Origin of the sequence: Mesorhizobium sp. M0626, from assembly GCF_040320665.1 — a bacterium.
Classification (GTDB): domain Bacteria; phylum Pseudomonadota; class Alphaproteobacteria; order Rhizobiales; family Rhizobiaceae; genus Mesorhizobium.
Genome location: NZ_JAMYQD010000005.1, coordinates 168,378 through 185,008, shown reverse-complemented (window position 1 = coordinate 185,008; position 16,631 = coordinate 168,378). Strand labels below are relative to the sequence as shown.

At 63.5% G+C, this 16,631-nt stretch carries 16 protein-coding genes; 12 read left to right on the top strand and 4 right to left on the bottom strand.

All coding sequences use genetic code 11. The annotated features are described in order from the left end of the window. Window positions 1–85: 85 nt before the first annotated feature. The 4 genes from NKI37_RS08055 to erpA all read right to left on the bottom strand — a co-directional run bounded on the left by NKI37_RS08055 (window position 86) and on the right by erpA (window position 2,004). The gene (locus NKI37_RS08055) at window positions 86–385 is read right to left on the bottom strand and encodes a hypothetical protein (RefSeq protein WP_352787254.1); all 300 of its coding nucleotides are present in this window, start codon (window positions 383–385) and stop codon (window positions 86–88) included. Window positions 386–456: 71 nt separating this feature from the next. After that, window positions 457–1,251 (bottom strand): exodeoxyribonuclease III, encoded by a 795-nt coding sequence (xth, locus tag NKI37_RS08050; RefSeq protein ID WP_023688213.1) that lies wholly within the window; start codon window positions 1,249–1,251, stop codon window positions 457–459. 8 nt (window positions 1,252–1,259) lie between these two features. Beyond that, complete coding sequence (locus NKI37_RS08045; RefSeq protein WP_352739910.1) at window positions 1,260–1,652, bottom strand: VOC family protein; 393 nt, start codon at window positions 1,650–1,652, stop codon at window positions 1,260–1,262. A 4-nt stretch (window positions 1,653–1,656) separates the two neighbouring features. Then, window positions 1,657–2,004, bottom strand: a complete 348-nt coding sequence (gene erpA, locus NKI37_RS08040) for an iron-sulfur cluster insertion protein ErpA (protein ID WP_027050337.1) — start codon at window positions 2,002–2,004, stop codon at window positions 1,657–1,659. Window positions 2,005–2,080: 76 nt separating this feature from the next. Between erpA and NKI37_RS08035 the strand changes: the two genes are divergently transcribed. The 12 genes from NKI37_RS08035 to NKI37_RS07980 all read left to right on the top strand — a co-directional run bounded on the left by NKI37_RS08035 (window position 2,081) and on the right by NKI37_RS07980 (window position 16,470). Then, window positions 2,081–3,295, top strand: coding sequence for a deoxyguanosinetriphosphate triphosphohydrolase (locus NKI37_RS08035; protein WP_023716245.1), 1,215 nt, complete (start codon window positions 2,081–2,083; stop codon window positions 3,293–3,295). A 62-nt stretch (window positions 3,296–3,357) separates the two neighbouring features. After that, window positions 3,358–5,121: an arginine--tRNA ligase gene (gene argS, locus NKI37_RS08030; protein ID WP_352787252.1), complete on the top strand. Its 1,764-nt coding sequence runs from the start codon at window positions 3,358–3,360 to the stop codon at window positions 5,119–5,121. 103 nt (window positions 5,122–5,224) lie between these two features. After that, window positions 5,225–8,623 (top strand): SPOR domain-containing protein, encoded by a 3,399-nt coding sequence (locus NKI37_RS08025; protein ID WP_352787250.1) that lies wholly within the window; start codon window positions 5,225–5,227, stop codon window positions 8,621–8,623. Between the two features lie 133 nt (window positions 8,624–8,756). Then, window positions 8,757–9,776, top strand: coding sequence for a beta-N-acetylhexosaminidase (nagZ, locus tag NKI37_RS08020; protein ID WP_023735289.1), 1,020 nt, complete (start codon window positions 8,757–8,759; stop codon window positions 9,774–9,776). Window positions 9,777–9,950: 174 nt separating this feature from the next. Further along, complete coding sequence (locus tag NKI37_RS08015; RefSeq protein ID WP_023667690.1) at window positions 9,951–10,751, top strand: segregation and condensation protein A; 801 nt, start codon at window positions 9,951–9,953, stop codon at window positions 10,749–10,751. Continuing rightward, window positions 10,748–11,515, top strand: a complete 768-nt coding sequence (gene scpB, locus NKI37_RS08010; RefSeq protein WP_023725682.1) for an SMC-Scp complex subunit ScpB — start codon at window positions 10,748–10,750, stop codon at window positions 11,513–11,515. Before NKI37_RS08015 ends, scpB begins: the two co-directional genes overlap by 4 nt. Window positions 11,516–11,695: 180 nt before the next feature. Beyond that, a complete protein-coding gene (locus NKI37_RS08005) occupies window positions 11,696–11,917 on the top strand; it encodes a twin-arginine translocase TatA/TatE family subunit (RefSeq protein ID WP_023681650.1) in 222 nt (73 codons plus the stop codon). Window positions 11,918–12,002: 85 nt separating this feature from the next. Beyond that, entirely contained in the window at window positions 12,003–12,743 is a 741-nt protein-coding gene (tatB, locus tag NKI37_RS08000) for a Sec-independent protein translocase protein TatB (RefSeq protein ID WP_352637916.1), read from the top strand. Beyond that, window positions 12,740–13,615, top strand: a complete 876-nt coding sequence (gene tatC / locus NKI37_RS07995) for a twin-arginine translocase subunit TatC (RefSeq protein ID WP_023667686.1) — start codon at window positions 12,740–12,742, stop codon at window positions 13,613–13,615. Before tatB ends, tatC begins: the two co-directional genes overlap by 4 nt. 109 nt (window positions 13,616–13,724) lie before the next feature. Continuing rightward, window positions 13,725–15,029: a serine--tRNA ligase gene (gene serS, locus NKI37_RS07990; RefSeq protein WP_023667685.1), complete on the top strand. Its 1,305-nt coding sequence runs from the start codon at window positions 13,725–13,727 to the stop codon at window positions 15,027–15,029. Continuing rightward, entirely contained in the window at window positions 15,029–15,790 is a 762-nt protein-coding gene (gene surE, locus NKI37_RS07985) for a 5'/3'-nucleotidase SurE (protein WP_023710683.1), read from the top strand. The genes serS and surE overlap by 1 nt, the downstream gene beginning before the upstream one ends. 26 nt (window positions 15,791–15,816) lie before the next feature. Next, complete coding sequence (locus NKI37_RS07980) at window positions 15,817–16,470, top strand: protein-L-isoaspartate(D-aspartate) O-methyltransferase (protein WP_023667683.1); 654 nt, start codon at window positions 15,817–15,819, stop codon at window positions 16,468–16,470. Window positions 16,471–16,631 lie beyond the last annotated feature (161 nt).

The window sequence follows — 16,631 nt, the reverse complement described above, 5'->3', positions numbered from 1 at the left end:
GTTTGACCGAAAGGTCGCGTTTCTTCGCGCCCCCCTCTGGCTTGCCGGCCATCTCCCCCTCAAGGGGGAAATTAGCTCACATCCATCAGTTCTCGGTGAGTTCCGCCGGCGCCGCTCTGTGTACCGGCACCGAGATCGGCGTGACGTGCAGATGCGGCTTCATCGTGCTGTCGGGGCAGCTGTCGCCGATCTCGGTCCATGAGGTGTTGTTGAGCACCAGGTCGCAGCGGGCCATATGGCTCTTGTCTGAAACCGTCAGGCAGGTGACCTGGCCGACCTGGTAGGACTTGCCATTGGCCAGGCACTGCTGGTCGGCAAGTGCCGCTGCAGGGGAGGCCATGGCAAATGCCAGGCCGATCGGGCAAAGGAGGAATCGTAGTGCCATGGAACCCCAGCCGCCATGCTGATCTCTGACTGAATGGCGCGATTGTGGCGATATCAGGGTTTCGGCTGATATCAGGCCGGCAGCAGCGCCAGATCGATCGCCACCGGCACGTGGTCGGAAGGTTTTTCCCAGGCGCGCACATGCTTTTCGATCGAGGCCGAGGAAAAGCGGTTGGCCGCTTCGGGCGACAACAGCAGATGGTCGATGCGGATGCCGTTGTTCTTCTGCCAGGCGCCGGCCTGGTAGTCCCAGAAGGTGTAGACGTCGGCCGCATCGGTGACGGCGCGCACCGCCTCTGTAAAGCCGAGATTCTTCAGCCGCCGGAAGGCCTGCCGGGTCTGCGGCTGGAACAGCGCATCGCCAAGCCAGTTCTCGGGGAAGCGCGCATCGACCGGCTCGGGGATGACATTGTAGTCGCCGGCCAGCACCAGCGCCTCCTCCAGAAGCAGCCGCTGCTCGGCCCAGCGATGCAGCCGTTCCATCCAGGCCAGCTTGTAGGGAAACTTCTTCTCGTCATCGACCGGGTTGCCGTTGGGCAGATAGAGCGAGGCGACGCGCAGCGCGCCCTGGTCGGTCGAGAACACGCCCTCGATGAAGCGCGCCTGCTCATCAGTCTCGTCGCCTGGCAGGCCTCTGATAACCTCGTCGAACGGAAGTTTCGACAGCAGGGCGACGCCGTTAAAGCCCTTCTGGCCATGGGTTTCTACGTTGTAGCCAAGCGCCTCGATCTCGGCGCGCGGGAACTGCTCGTCGACCGATTTGATCTCCTGCAGGCAGACGATGTCGGGCTGGCTTTCGCTCAGCCAGTGGGTGAGGTTGCCGATGCGGGCGCGAATGCCGTTTATGTTCCAGGTGACGATTTTCATGGGCGGCCTCAGGGATGTTCGGGCGAAAGACGTTCGACAAGCCCGATCGTATTGCCTGCCGGGTCCTTTAGAAAGGCCATCCACTCGCTTTCCCCCGCCGTTCCGAACGTGCCTTCGGTGTCGTTGTGGACGAGCGCCGGCGGTGCGGTGAAGGGAACGCCGCACGCTTTCGCCTCGGCGTGGAAGGCTTCGAGCCCGGCTATATCGAGATAGACGGTGCCGGCCGGAACGCCATCGGTGAACAGCAACCTGATATCACCGGCCATGATGAAGGCGATGCCCGGCGGATCGTAGCGGGCATGAACGCTGAGGCCGAGCACATCGTGCCAGAAGGCCAGCGTGACGTCGAGGTCGCGCCCGGCCGACAGTGCGACCTGACGGACCGCGCCGACGCCGGACATCTGCCTAGATGGAGAAACTGGTGCCGCAGCCGCAGGAGGCGACTGCATTGGGGTTGCGGATCTGGAACGACTGGCCCATCAGATCGTCGACGAAGTCGATCACCGAGCCGCCCATATAGACCAGCGACAAATCGTCGATCAGCACGGTGGCGCCGTCCTTTTCGATGGCGACGTCGTCGTCATTGCGCGTATCGACCAGGTCGAACTTGTAGGAAAAGCCGGAGCAGCCGCCGCCCTCTACTGAGACGCGCAGCGCCGTCTTGCCGGCCTCGCCAGAGACGATTTTCGCGATCCGCCTGGCGGCGGACTCGGTCATCTCGACTTTCATGGCAGTCTTGGCATCAGCGCCCATGGGCGTCACCTTGCTTTCGGTTTCACATGATAGGTATGAAGCGGGAAGGGGCAAGTCAACTGCGGCGGCATCAGCCATGACAAATGAGCTTGGCGACATTGGGTTCGGCTATCGGCCGCGCGCGGCCTATGCCAGCGACCCAGCCAGGTCGCGCGGGCGGCTCTATGACGAGGTCGAGAGCCCGACTCGCACGCCATTCCAGCGCGACCGCGACCGCATCATCCATTCCACCGCCTTCCGCCGCCTGAAGCACAAGACGCAGGTGTTCGTCGCCCATGAAGGCGACCACTATCGCACCCGGCTGACGCATTCGATCGAGGTCGCGCAGATTGCGCGGGCTCTGGCGCGAGCGCTGCGCGGCGACGAGGATCTGGCCGAGGCGGTCGCCTTGGTGCACGATTTCGGTCACACGCCGTTCGGCCATACCGGCGAGGACGCGCTGAACGAGCGGATGGCCCAATGGGGCGGCTTCGACCACAATGCGCAGTCGCTGCGCGTGGTGACGCGGCTGGAGCGGCGCTATGCCGAGTTCGACGGGCTAAACCTGACCTGGGAAACGCTGGAAGGGCTGGTCAAGCACAATGGGCCGCTGACAGATGCCAAGGGAAAAGGGCTCAAAGGCCCGGTGCCGCAGGCGATCCGCGACTATTCCGAGCTGCACGACCTCGAACTCGACCATTTCGCCGGCATCGAGGCGCAATGTGCTGCGATCGCCGACGATATCGCCTACAACACCCATGACATCGACGACGGCCTGCGCTCCGGCTTCCTGACCTTGGACATGCTGGAAACGGTGGCGCTGCCGGGATCGATCCTGGCAAGCGTGCGCGCGCGCTATCCGGGCCTGGACGATGTGCGCACCGGCCATGAGCTGATGCGCCGGCAGATCACGATGATGGTCGAGGATGTCATTGTTTCCACCACCGCCAATCTTGAGCGCATCAAGCCTGACAGCGCCGAAGCGGTGCGGGCGGCGGGCGAAACGATGGTGACCTTTTCCGCTGACGTGGCGGCGACCGAGAAGGAATTGAAGACCTTTCTCTACAAGCATCTCTACCGGCATGACGAGGTGATGCGCGTTCGCACTGAGGCCGAGCAGATCGTGCGCGACCTGTTCGATGTCTATTTCGCCGATCCGCGCGCCATGCCGGACGGCTGGCGGGAGGGGCTCGACCGGGCGGAGGACCGCATCAAGGCGCGCAGCGTCGCCGATTTCCTGGCGGGGATGACGGATACCTACGCCTTGAAGGAACACCGCCGTCTGTTTGACCATACGCCCGATTTAAGCTAGGGCGGGCGCGATTTGCCGGCCAATGAGCCGGTTCCCCTGCACAGTCCGCCAGAGCAAGACCCATGAACATCTTCGCCGATTTCAGCGCGCGAATCACAAAAGCCGTCGAAGCGCTTGATTTGAAAGACAGTAATGGCGTTTCGCCCGACCTGTCGCGCATCGCCGTCGAGCCGCCGCGCGACGCCAGCCATGGCGATCTCGCCACCAATGCGGCGATGGTACTGGCCAAGCCGACAGGGCACAACCCGCGGGCGCTGGCCGAGCGGCTGGTGGAAGTGCTGCGCAGCGACGCCGATGTTGCCGAAGCCGACGTCGCCGGTCCCGGCTTCGTCAATCTCCGGCTCAAGGACGGTTTCTGGCAGGCGCATCTGACTGCGCTGCTGGGCGAGGGCCAAAACTATGGTCGCTCGACCGTCGGAAGCGGCAAGAAGACCAATGTCGAATATGTCTCGGCCAATCCGACCGGGCCGATGCATGTCGGCCATTGCCGGGGCGCGGTTGTCGGCGACACGCTCGCCAATCTGATGGCCTTCGCCGGCTATGACGTCACCAAGGAATACATCATCAACGACGCCGGCGCGCAGATCGACGTGCTCGGGCGTTCGGCCTTCCTGCGCTACCGCGAAGCGCTGGGCGACGACATTGGCGAGATACCGGCCGGTCTCTATCCCGGCGACTATCTTGTGCCGGTCGGTCAGGCGCTGGCTGCCGAATTTGGCCGCAAGCTCTTGCAGATGCCCGACGATCAGTCGCTGGCAATCGTCAAGGACCGCACGATCGACGCCATGATGGTGATGATCCGCGAGGATCTGGCGTTGCTCAATGTGCATCACGACGTTTTCTTCTCCGAGCGCACGCTGCATGCCGACAATGCCAAAAAAATCCGCTCGGCGATCAACGATCTGACGCTGAAGGGCCATATCTACAAGGGCAAGCTGCCGCCGCCCAAGGGCGAGAAGCCGGACGACTGGGAAGACCGCGAGCAGACGCTGTTCCGCTCGACGGCGGTCGGCGACGACATGGACAGGGCGCTGGTCAAGTCCGACGGCTCGTTCACCTATTTCGCCGCCGACGTCGCCTATCTCAAGGACAAGGTCGACCGCGGTTTCGTCGGCCTGATCTATGTGCTGGGCGCCGACCATGGCGGCTACGTCAAGCGGCTGGAAGCGCTGGCGCGGGCGATTGCAGGCGATGATCTGAAGCTGCAACTCACGGTGCTCCTGTGCAATCTGGTGAAGCTGTTTCGCGATGGCGAACCGGTTCGGATGTCGAAGCGGTCGGGCGACTTCGTGACCTTGCGCGAAGCGGTGGAGGAGGTGGGCCGCGATGCGATCCGCTTCATGATGCTCTACCGCAAGAGCGACGCGCCGCTCGACTTCGATTTCGCCAAGGTCACCGAACAGTCCAAGGACAATCCCGTGTTCTACGTGCAGTACGCTTCGGCGCGCTGTCATTCGGTGTTCCGGCAGGCGAGCGAGCAACTGGGCGAGGCCAATTTCGACCGCAACAGCCTGGCCGCGGCCTCGGCGTCGCTCACCGATGAGGGCGAGATCGGCCTGATCCGGAAGCTGGCTGAATATCCCCGGCTGGTCGAATCTGCGGCCCTTGCGCTGGAGCCGCACCGGCTGGCATTCTACCTCTACGATCTGGCTTCCAGCTTCCATGGACACTGGAATCGGGGCACCGAGAATGCCGACTTACGTTTTGTTAAGGTTAACGACCGACAATTGACTCATGCCAGACTAGGGCTGGTGCAGGCTGTTTCGGATGTTTTGACCTCCGGCCTGACGCTGATTGGGGCTGATGCGCCCACTGAGATGCGTTAGGTTTAACTAAAACACCTGTCACCATTTGCCCACATTGCGCTGGTAAGGGCCAACCCTACGCGACGTCCATGGCGTCCGAATGAGTGCGAGTTCGGGAACAATAATGGCAGACAGAACCCAGCTGAGAGTAGCCGACAACAACGACATCGCCGAAGATGATCCGTTCGCTGAACTGACCAGGATCATGGGTTTCGATCCGCGCCAGCCGGTCAAGCCGCAGGCGCCAGCCGTCGAGACGGCTGCAGACGAGGGCGATTTCGACATCGACCTCGAGAAGGAGTTGATGGGCGAATTCGGCGATGAAGTCGGTTCCATGGAGGCCAGCCAGCCGGCTCCCGAGATTCACCAGCCTGCCGCTGAGCCCTACGAACCTGCTGCCGAGATTCGCGAGCCGGCTTTCGAAACCACCGATGCCGCGATGGACGATGCGCTGGCTGCTTCGCTGGAATATGATTTCGTCTTCGACGATGCCGCCGATCTGGATTTCGGCGCTGGCCCGCAGGCTGCGGCTGCTCCCGTTGAACCCTCGGTTGCCGAACCTTGGTTTGCCGAGCCCGCATTCGACGAAGCTGCATTCGATGACGATTTCGACAATGCCGTGGCCAGTTCACTGGAAAACGTATCGCCGCTCGAAGACGACCTGCCGATGGATGACGAGCTTGCCGCTTCGCTCGAGCAGGGGTTGCTGCTCGATGACGATGCGACCGTCGCCCATGCCGCAGATGTAGCCCAGGTTGCTGCTGCGCCCGCCGACGATGTCGCGTTCGACGATGATTTCGACAATGCCGTCTCGATGTCGCTGGAAGACGAGCTGACGCTGGACGGTCCTGCGCCGGCGCAGGACCAGTATGCCGCGCCAGTAGCCGAGGCGCCGGTCGTCGGAGTCGCCGACCACACTGTTGCCGACGAGGATTTTGCGGGTCATTTCGATGACGCGATGGCCGATGTCGACATGGACTTTGCGGCCCAGGATTTTGCAGCCCAGGATTTTGCGGCCGAGCATTTCGAGCCTCAGGCTTTCGAGGCTCAGCCTGTTGAGGCCGAGGATCCGGAAGAGCGCGATCTGGATGTCAGCGATCTGCAGGCCAGCGCGCCGGTTGAGATGGATGCGCCGGAAGTGAACGAGACGCCGGCCTGGACTGTGGAGGCCAGCCCCTCTCATGAGACTGCGCACGAAGCATTCGACGATTTCGATCTGAGCATCGATGATGCGCTTGCCGATCACGAGCCGGTTGCCGAGATCGCACCCACTCCGGTTCAGCCAACTCCGGTCGCACCAGCCTATGTGGCGCCTACCAATATGGCGACCCCGGCCGCTCCGGTCGCTGACGAACGGACGTTGGAAGATGAACTCAACGCGCTGCTTGGCGCCATGACCACACCACGCCCGGCGCCAGTCGCGCCGATTCCGGTCGTCACCGAGCCCACCAGGGCTGCCGCCATCGAGCCCGCCAGGACTTATGAGCCGGTTGCCCCGGTGCAGCGGTCCGTCGCAACGCCGGTCGCTCCGGTCGATAATCTCGACTGGGACCTGGACGAACACGCGCCGGCTCCTCAGGAGGCCCGGGCGGACGATGCCGATTTCGACGATCTGCTTGCCGGCGAACTCGAGGGCCATGAGCCCGAGATCGAGTTCGATGATCATGCCTTCGATGCGGCGCTCGCCAAGGGCATCGATCTCGGTAATGACACGGCAGCACCGGTCGCTGGCGATTGGCGCTCGACGCCGCCGGAGCCGGCGCGTTCGTGGAGCCGCGTGACTCCCACCCCGGCCCAGCCTTCCTTTGCAGCGCAGCCGCAACCTTCTTTTGCAGAAAAGCCGTCCATGCCGCCGGCGGCAGCGCCAAGCTATCGCGACCAGCCGGTTGCAGCTGCTGCCTATGTGGCGCCGACGCCATCGCGCCAGGCGCCGCCTCAGGCCTATGACGAGATGCCGGATGTCGAGACGGTCGATGTGCCGGAGCGTGTGGTGGCGATTGCCGACGACCTCGACATTCCAGAACTCAGCTTCGAGCAAGACGAGCCGGCCGCCTATGACGACATCGACGCCGAATTCGCCGGCATGCTCAACGAGATGAACGCGGTGGAAGTGGCGCCGCCCACTGCCGCACGCAGTGCCGGCTATGATGACGATTCCTACAGTTCCGGCTTCAGTTCGGGCCACGAGCTCGACCAGCGCGCCTATGCTGCGCGGCCAGCCGAAGTGCTTGCAGCCACGCAAGCTCACCACGCCGATTCCGCCGGCGGCTTCGACATGGACGATCTGCCCGGCAGCCAGCCGGTTTCGCAGGCCGACGATTTCGCGGTCGACGAACTCGACTACGATCCGGATCTGGACGAGGCAATGGCGGTGCCGGGCCTCGCCGAGCAGGAAGCCGCACCGCCGCGCAGGAGCGGGCTGCTGGTCGCGGGGGTCGTTGCTGCGGTTGCGATTGCCGGCGGCCTTGGCGCCTTCGCCTTGTCGTTCGGCGGCAAGGGCGGCAGCGATGCGCCGGTCATTGTCAAAGCCGACAACAGGCCGATCAAGGTCAAGCCCGAAAATCCGGGCGGCGCCGTGGTGCCGAACCAGGACAACAAGGTTTATGATGCGGTCGCCAAGGGCACCAAGCCGGCCGAGCCGGTTCAGGAGAAGCTGGTCACCAACACCGAAGAGCCGGTCGATGTGAAGGCGCAGGAGCCTGAAAGCCGCGTCGTCGATCTGTCGCCCGACGACACTGCCCCAGGCCCCGACGCTGCCGGCAACCCCGAAGCTGCCGTCAACCCCGACGCTGCCGGCAACCCCGACGCGGCTGTCGCGCCGGCGCCAAAATCCGAGGACCGCATCGCGCAGGTGCTGCAGGAAGCCGACAAGAACCCCGATACCGTCGCCGTTGCCCCGCGCAAGGTGCGGACCATGGTGGTCAAGCCCGACGGCTCGTTGGTGGCACGCGAGGACTCGACGCCGGCCGCGCCGCAGGTTGCGGCGACTGAGCCGCTTGACCCGGCGCCGCAGCACGTCGCCCCTTCGGCCGATGCCGAGCAGACCGGCACCGTGGCGCCTGCCGATCAGGCAAATAGCGACCAGGCAAGTGCCGAAACCGCCAAGCCGGTCAAGCCGGTGAAGCCGGCGGCCACGCCGAAGGCTGAGACCCAGTCCGCCAACACGCCGCAGACGGTTGCCGTGGCGCCGCAGCGCCCGTCCGACCAGCCGGTCGACGTGGTCGGCGAGGTCAAGCCCGACCAGGTTGCCTCCATTCCGGCGACGGCTTCGACATCGGGCGGTTCGTGGTCGATGCAGATCGCTTCGCAGCCGACGGTCGAAAGCGCCCAGGCCAACTACGCCGACCTGCAGCGCCGCTATGGAAATGTGCTCGCCGGTCGCACCGCCAACATCGTCAAGGCGGAGATCGCCGGCAAGGGCACCTTCTACCGTGTCCGGGTGCCTGCGCAATCGCGCAACGATGCGATCAATCTGTGCACCAGCTACAAGGCTGCCGGAGGCAACTGCTTCGTGTCGCGGTAAGGCCGGATCCAATTATCAGAGCCGGTGCGTTCCCAAGGGTCGCGCCGGCTTTTTCATGTGGATGGGCGAGAGGTTGAGGCGCTTGCCGTCCGGGGAGATTCCCTTTGGCGGCGCGAAGCCCTAAACTGGTGGAATGACCGAATCAAAATCCATGATCCTCGGCTGTGCCGGGAAATCGCTGACCCGCGAAGAAATCCGTTTCTATCGCAATGAATGCCCGTGGGGCTTCATCCTGTTTGCGCGCAATATCGGCGAAACGGAGCAGATCCGCGATCTGGTCGCCGAAATGCGCGACTGTATCGGGCGCCCCGATGCGCTGGTGTTCATCGATCAGGAAGGTGGCCGGGTGCAGCGCCTGCGGCCGCCGCTGGCGCCGAACTATCCCGCCGGCGGCGCGCTCGGTGCATTGTGGCGCAAGGACCATGATGCCGGCACCCGCGCTGCCTGGCTGATGGCGCGGCTGCACGCCTTCGACCTGTTGCGCTTCGGTATCTCGGCCGATTGCCTGCCGGTGCTGGACGTGCCGATCGAGGGCGCCAGCGACGTCATCGGCGCGCGCGCCTATGGCAAGGAGCCGCGCCCGGTCATCGAACTTGGCCGCGCCGCCGCGGAAGGGCTGATGTCCGGCGGCGTGTTGCCGGTCATGAAGCATATTCCGGGCCATGGACGCGCCTTCGCCGACACGCATTTCGAGCTGCCTGTGGTCGACGCCTCGCTGAGCGACCTGCAGCGGCATGATTTCGCCCCTTTCCGCGAGCTTAGCCATCTGCCGATGGCGATGACGGCGCATGTCGTCTACAGCGCCATCGATCCGAACAACCCAGCGACCACCTCAGGCAAGGTCATCGACGAGATCATCCGCCGCGAGATCGGCTTCGACGGGCTGTTGATGAGCGACGACACCTCGATGAAGGCACTTTCTGGGGATTTCCCGACAAAGGCGGCCTCGATCCTTGCGGCGGGCTGCGATCTGGTCCTTCACTGCAATGGCGTTTTCGAGGAGATGGCAGGCATCGCATCGCGAACCACGGGACTTGAAGGGACGTCGCTGGAGCGCGCCAACCGGGCGCTGACCTATATAAGGGATCGCGACCGGGCCGACGAAACCGAGATACGCGCCGAGTTTGCCACCTATTTCGATGCGGTGGCCTAGAGACGGATGATTTCAGGTCTGTTCGACCTGAAATCTGAATCCGTCTCTAAATTAGATAGAGAGAGCATGATGTCGTCCGAAAACCGTTTCACACTTTTCGGCATCATGCTCTAACCAGAGGTAAAGGAACAAGTGGCGGAAACATTGGACAGCAAGGCTGCGAAGGCCGCACCGATGGACCGTCTGTGGGCCGAGAACGACGATTCACGGGTCACCGGCGACCCGTCGCTTGTCGTCGACGTCGCCGGGTTCGAAGGTCCGCTCGATCTCTTGCTGCATCTCGCCCGCAACCAAAAGGTCGATCTGTCGCGGATTTCCATCTTGGCGCTGGTCGAGCAGTATCTGACCTTCGTCGAGACGGCGAGGGCGCTAAGGCTTGAGCTTGCCGCCGACTACCTGGTGATGGCGGCGTGGCTGGCCTTCCTCAAGTCGAAGCTCCTCATCCCCAAGCAGCCCGGCGAAGAAGGCGAAAGCGGCGAGGAACTGGCCGCGGTGCTGCAGTTCCGGCTGAAGCGTCTGGAGGCCATGCGCGACGCCTCGGCAAGGCTGGTCAACCGCAACCGGCTCGGCCGCGACGTGTTTGCACGCGGCATGCCTGAGATGGTCATCGTCGAGAAGCGTAACGCCTATTCGGCCTCGCTCTACGATTTGCTCACCGCCTATGCGCAGCAGCGCCAGAAACAGGCGATCACCAATGTGACAATTGCCCGGCGTGGCGTGTGGTCGCTCAAGGATGCGCGCGATATCCTGACCCGGCTGATCGGCTCGCTGCGCGACTGGACGGCGCTGGACAGCTATCTGATCAATTACCTGACCAGCCCGGACGAACGGCGTACCGCGATTGCCAGCTCGTTTGCGGCGTCGCTGGAACTGGTGCGCGAAGGCAGCATCGAGATGCGACAGGACCAGGTGTTCGCGCCGCTCTATCTGCGCGGCCGCGCGCAACCAATCAAGGCAGTCGAGGTGGCATCATGAGCGAACGCGCCAACGCTTCGGTCATTCCGTTCAAGGTCGAAGAAGAGACCGAGGAGGGCATTATCGCCCAGGACCCGATTGATACCCTGCTTCTGAATCCTGGCGAACGGCTGCATATGGCCGAAGCCATACGCATGGCCGAGGCGATCGTGTTCGCCAGCGCCGAGCCGGTCAGCGAAAAGCAGCTCGCAGCCAGATTGCCCGATGGCATCAGCATTGCCGCTGCCATGGCTGAGCTGCAGCAGATCTATGCGCGGCGCGGCGTCAATCTGGTTCGGGTCGGCGATGCCTGGGCGTTCCGTACCGCCGGCGATCTCGCCTTCCTGATGAGCCGCGACACGGTGCAGCAGCGCAAGCTGTCGCGCGCCGCGCTCGAAGTGCTGGCGATCATCGCCTACCACCAGCCGGTGACGCGCGCCGAGATCGAGGACATCAGAGGCGTCGAGACCTCGAAGGGCACGCTGGATACGCTGCTCGAAACGGAATGGGTGCGCATGCGCGGCCGCCGCCGCACGCCCGGCCGTCCCGTCACCTACGGCACGACAGACACTTTCCTCGACCATTTCGCACTGGAGGAGATCCGCGATCTTCCCGGGATGGACGAACTGAAGGGGGCAGGGCTGCTCTCCGGCCGCATGCCGTCGAATTTCGCCATCCCGTTGCCGCCGGCCGATCCGGACGCGCTGACCGAGGACGAGGATGCGTTGACCGACATCGATCTCGAGGAACTCGGCCTGCTGACGCCGCGCGTCACGGAAGATTGACCGCAAGCCGCTGTCAAAAAGCTGCATTGCTGCGGTAGATGCGCCGATTGGTAGCGGGCAGCTTTGCCGAAAATGCGTGACATAAGCCGCGCCTTCATAAACTTTGTCGCTGTTGTGTTTGAATCCCAACGCGAAAACGCATAGATCATCGCCAGGGAAAACATTCGAGAGAGAGTTACAATGGGTTCATTTTCGATTTGGCACTGGATGATCGTGCTGGTGATCGTGCTGCTGGTGTTCGGCCGCGGCAAGATACCCGAGCTGATGGGCGACATGGCCAAGGGCATCAAGAGCTTCAAGAAGGGCATGGCCGACGACGATACCGCCGAAGACAAGCGCACCGTCGAGCACCGCCCGGACGAGACCGTTTCGGCAGTGAAGGAAAAGGCCAGCAAGAGCTGAGCCCGAGGTTGTTGCTTTTGAGCAAGTCGTGTCCAAAAGCCGCTTCGCACTCTTGGGCGACAAGCACTAGTCGGAACTGATTGCCATGTTTGAAGTCGGCTGGACCGAAATGCTGGTGATCGCGATCGTCATGATCGTGGTCGTCGGACCCAAGGATTTGCCCAATATGCTGCGCACCTTCGGCCGCACGACGGCGAAGCTGCGTGCCATGGCCTCCGACTTCCAGAAGCAGTTCAACGAGGCGTTGAAGGAAGCCGAGCTCGACGACGTCAAGAAGTCTGTCGATACGCTGCGCGGCCTCAATCCGGCGGCCGAAATCCGCAAGCAGCTCAATCCGTTCGAACAGGCGGCAGCCGAGGTTCGCTCCGGCGTCGATGCGGTGATGAAGCCGAAGCCCGCCGTCGACCCCTCAACGCCCGCGGCAGAAACACCACAGCCGGCCGAGCCGCTCAAGAACGGCGCGACGGTGATGCCGGGTGTCAACGGACCGGAAACAGCGCCGGCGGCGCCGATCCTTCCGGCGATGACCGATCAGGCGGTGGTGACACCGGCTGCAGCAACAGCAGCGCCACGAAACGCGCGCGCCAAGGGGGCTGCGATATCAAAGGCCCCGGCAACCAAAACAGCGCCAGCCAAGGCAGCACCGGCAAAGCCGGCGCCTGCGGCGAAGGTTGCGGCCAAGCCGTCAGCGGCGCCCGCCAAGGCTGCACCTGGAAAAGCCGCCACCAAGCCCGCTGCTGCACCGAAGGCAGTCGCAAAGGCTGAGCCGAAGCCTGCGCCGGCCACGAAGCCCGCGTCCAAGAAGACGGCGGGGGCCGCCAAGTGAGCATTACGGACAGCGAAAAGGACGAGATCGAGAAGTCGTCGGCTCCGCTGATGGAGCATCTGATCGAACTGCGCCGGCGGCTGATCTGGTCGATCGGCGGTTTCTTCGTCGCCTTCCTCGTCTGCTTCTTCTTTGCCAAGAAGCTGTTCAATCTTTTGGTCGTTCCGTTCAAGTGGGCCACGCAGTGGGCCGGGCTCGATCCGCACAAGGTCGAGCTGATCTATACGGCGCCGCAGGAATTCTTCTTCACCCAGGTCAAGCTCGCCATGTTCGGCGGCATGGTCATCGCCTTTCCGCTGATCGCCACGCAGATCTACAAATTCATCGCGCCAGGCCTCTACAAGAACGAACGCAACGCCTTCCTGCCGTTCCTTATCGCATCGCCGATCCTGTTCCTGATGGGAGCGTCGCTGGTCTATTTCTTCTTCACGCCGATGGTGATGTGGTTCTTCCTCGCCATGCAGCAGGCCGGCACCGACGACCAGGTGCAGATTTCGCTGCTGCCGAAAGTGTCGGAATATCTCAGCCTGATCATGACGCTGATCTTCTCCTTCGGCCTGGTGTTCCAGCTGCCGGTGGTGACCAGCCTGATGACGCGCGTCGGCATGCTGTCGTCGAAGGCGCTGGCCGAGAAGCGCAAATGGGCGATCGTCATCGCCTTCGTCGTCGCGGCGGTGCTGACGCCGCCTGATCCGATGAGCCAGATCGGTTTGGCCATCCCGACCATCCTGCTCTACGAGGTGTCGATCTGGGCGGCCCGGCTGATCGAGCGCGATCAGGTCAAGCAGAAGCTGGCGCGCGAGAAGCAGGAAGCCGCCGAAGCCGTGGCCGAAAAGGCGGCGGACGCGTCCTCAAAGCAGGCTCGTTCATAGGCTGTCGCGTTCGGGTATCCGCGTTAGCGGAAAAACGCGACAGCCGCCATCTTGCATCGATGAAGGATGCGGTTTACGCCCTCAGGCCTTAGCTCGAGGACGACCAACCATGCTTGACATCAAATGGATTCGCGACAACCCGAAGGCACTTGTCGAGGCGCTGGCCAAGCGCTCGTGGTCGGCTGACGAGGCGCAGTCCACGGTCGATGAGCTGATCAAGAAGGACGAAGCGCGGCGCGAGCACGTCACCGAGCTGCAGACCAAGCAGGAACGCCGCAACGCCGCCTCGAAGGAGATCGGCAACGCCATGCGTTCGGGCGACACGGCACTTGCCGAAAAGCTCAAGGCCGAAGTCGGCGATATCAAGACCTTCATCCAGAATGGCGAGGCGCGCGAGCGCGAGCTCGACAAGACGCTGAACGATGCGCTGGCGGTGCTGCCGAATGTGCCGCTCGACGACGTGCCGGTCGGCAAGGACGAGCACGACAATGTCGTCAAGCATATCGTCGGCGAGGTGCCGACCCGGCCGAACTGGGTGAAGGAGCATTTCGAGATCGGCGAAGCGCTCGGCATGATGGATTTCGAGCGGGCGGCAAAGCTGTCGGGATCACGCTTCACCGTGCTGAAGAGCGGGCTGGCGCGGATGGAGCGCGCCATCGGCCAGTTCATGCTCGATCTGCACACGACCGAGCATGGCTATGAAGAAGTCATCCCGCCACTGATGGTGCGCGACGAAGTGCTTTTCGGGACCAACCAGCTGCCGAAATTCGAGGACGACCTGTTCTTCGTGCAGCATGGCGATGGCCGGCTCGGGTTGATTCCAACCGCCGAGGTCCCGCTCACCAACCTGGTGCGCGAAGAAATCACGGCCCATGAAAAGCTGCCGCTGCGCTATACGGCGCTGACGCCGTGCTTCCGCTCGGAAGCGGGCTCCGCCGGCCGCGACACGCGCGGCATGTTGCGCCAGCACCAGTTCTACAAGGTCGAGCTGGTCTCGGTCACCGACCAGGAGTCTTCGCTCGCCGAGCACGAGCGGATGACGCAGTGCGCGGAAGAGGTGCTGAAGCGACTGGAGCTGCCGTTCCGCACCATGGTCCTGTGCACGGGCGACATGGGGTTTGGCGCGCGCAAGACCTACGACATCGAGGTCTGGCTGCCCGGCCAGAACGCCTATCGCGAAATCTCGTCCTGCTCGGTCTGCGGCGACTTCCAGGCCAGGCGCATGGATGCCCGCTACAAGGACCGGGATGGCAAGGGCAACCGCTTTGTGCACACGCTGAACGGTTCGGGCACCGCTGTCGGCCGTGCGCTGATTGCCGTCATCGAAAACTACCAGAATGAGGATGGCAGCGTAACCATTCCTGAAGTGCTGCGGCCTTATATGGGCGGTCTGGCGAAGATCGAATCGAAGTAATGCGCATCCTTCTGACCAATGATGACGGCATTCATGCCGAGGGCCTGGCGTCGCTCGAACGCATCGCCCGCACGCTGTCGGACGATGTCTGGGTCGTGGCGCCGGAGCAGGACCAGTCCGGCTACGCGCACTCGCTGTCGATCTCGGAGCCGCTCCGGCTGCGCAAGATCGGCGAGAAACACTACGCCGTGCGCGGCACGCCGACCGACTGCGTCATCATGGGCGTCAAGAAGATCCTGCCTGGCGCGCCGGACCTGATCCTGTCCGGTGTCAATTCCGGCGCCAACATCGCTGACGACGTCACCTATTCCGGCACCGTCGCCGGCGCCATGGAAGGCGCGCTGCTCGGCATCCGCTCGATCGCACTCAGCCAGGGTTATTCCTATGTCGGCGAGGACCGCGTCGTTCCCTATGAGACCACCGAGGCGCTGGCGCCGGCGTTGCTGAAAAAGCTCGTCGCCATGCCGCTGCCGGACGGCGTGCTGCTCAACGTCAACTTTCCCAACTGCCTCCCTGACGAGGTTGCCGGCACCGTCGTGACGTCGCAGGGCAAGCTGGTGCACAGCCTTTGGGTCGACGAGCGCCGCGACGGGCGCGGCCTGCCTTATTACTGGCTGCGCTTCGGCCGCGAGCCGGTCGAGGGCAAGCAGGGCACCGATCTCCATGCTCTGCGCAACCGGCTCGTGTCTGTGACGCCGCTGCAGCTTGACCTCACCGCGCATGAAATCCGTGACCAACTGACCAAGGCGCTGTCTGAATAAGGTGTTCGCATGAAGAAGGTTCTGGCATGAACTTGCCGCTCGACGATCGCGAGGGTTTTGCCGCTTTCCTGCTGCGCCTGCGCGGCCAAGGCGCGGTGCCGAAGGCGCTGATCGCAGCCTTCGAGGCGACGCCGCGGCGCGGCTTCCTCAACGGCCAGTTCCATTCCATCGCCTGGTCGGACGGCATGCTGCCGATCGAATGCGGCGAGGCGATCGAGGGCGCCGATCTGCAGGCGGCGGTGATTGCGGCCCTGGCAATAGAGCCCGGCAACCGGGTGCTGGAGATCGGCACCGGCTCGGGCTACACGGCAGCGGTGATGTCGCGGCTCGCGGCGCGCATCGTCAGCGTCGACCGCTACAAAACGCTGGCCGAGCAGGCCAGGCAACGCTTCGAGGCGCTCGGCATCGGCAATGTCATCGTGCGCCAGGCCGACGGTTCCAACGGGCTTGCCAACGAAGCGCCGTTCGACCGCATCGTAGCCTGGGCGGCTTTCGACAGCCTGCCGCGCTTCTTGCTCGACCAATTGTCGAGCGGCGGCATCGTCATTGCCCCGATCGGGCCGGAGGAGGGCGAGCAGGTGCTGGCCAAGCTGACCAAGGTCGGCAGCCGCTTCGAGCGCGAGGATATCGGCACCGTGCGCCTGCAGCCGATCCTGCGCAGCGTCGCGGCGGTTATTTAGGTGCGCTGACATTCAGGTGAGGCCGGCCTGCAAATGGCAGGTTCCTGCGCTTCCGGTGCTCACATGTTTGAGTACGCTCCGCTCCGGCCTTCGCCGGTCGAAGCCGTCATAAATGCCTCCGCTCTATGAAGGCTACGGCCGGCGTAGGCCGGTTCTCAGAA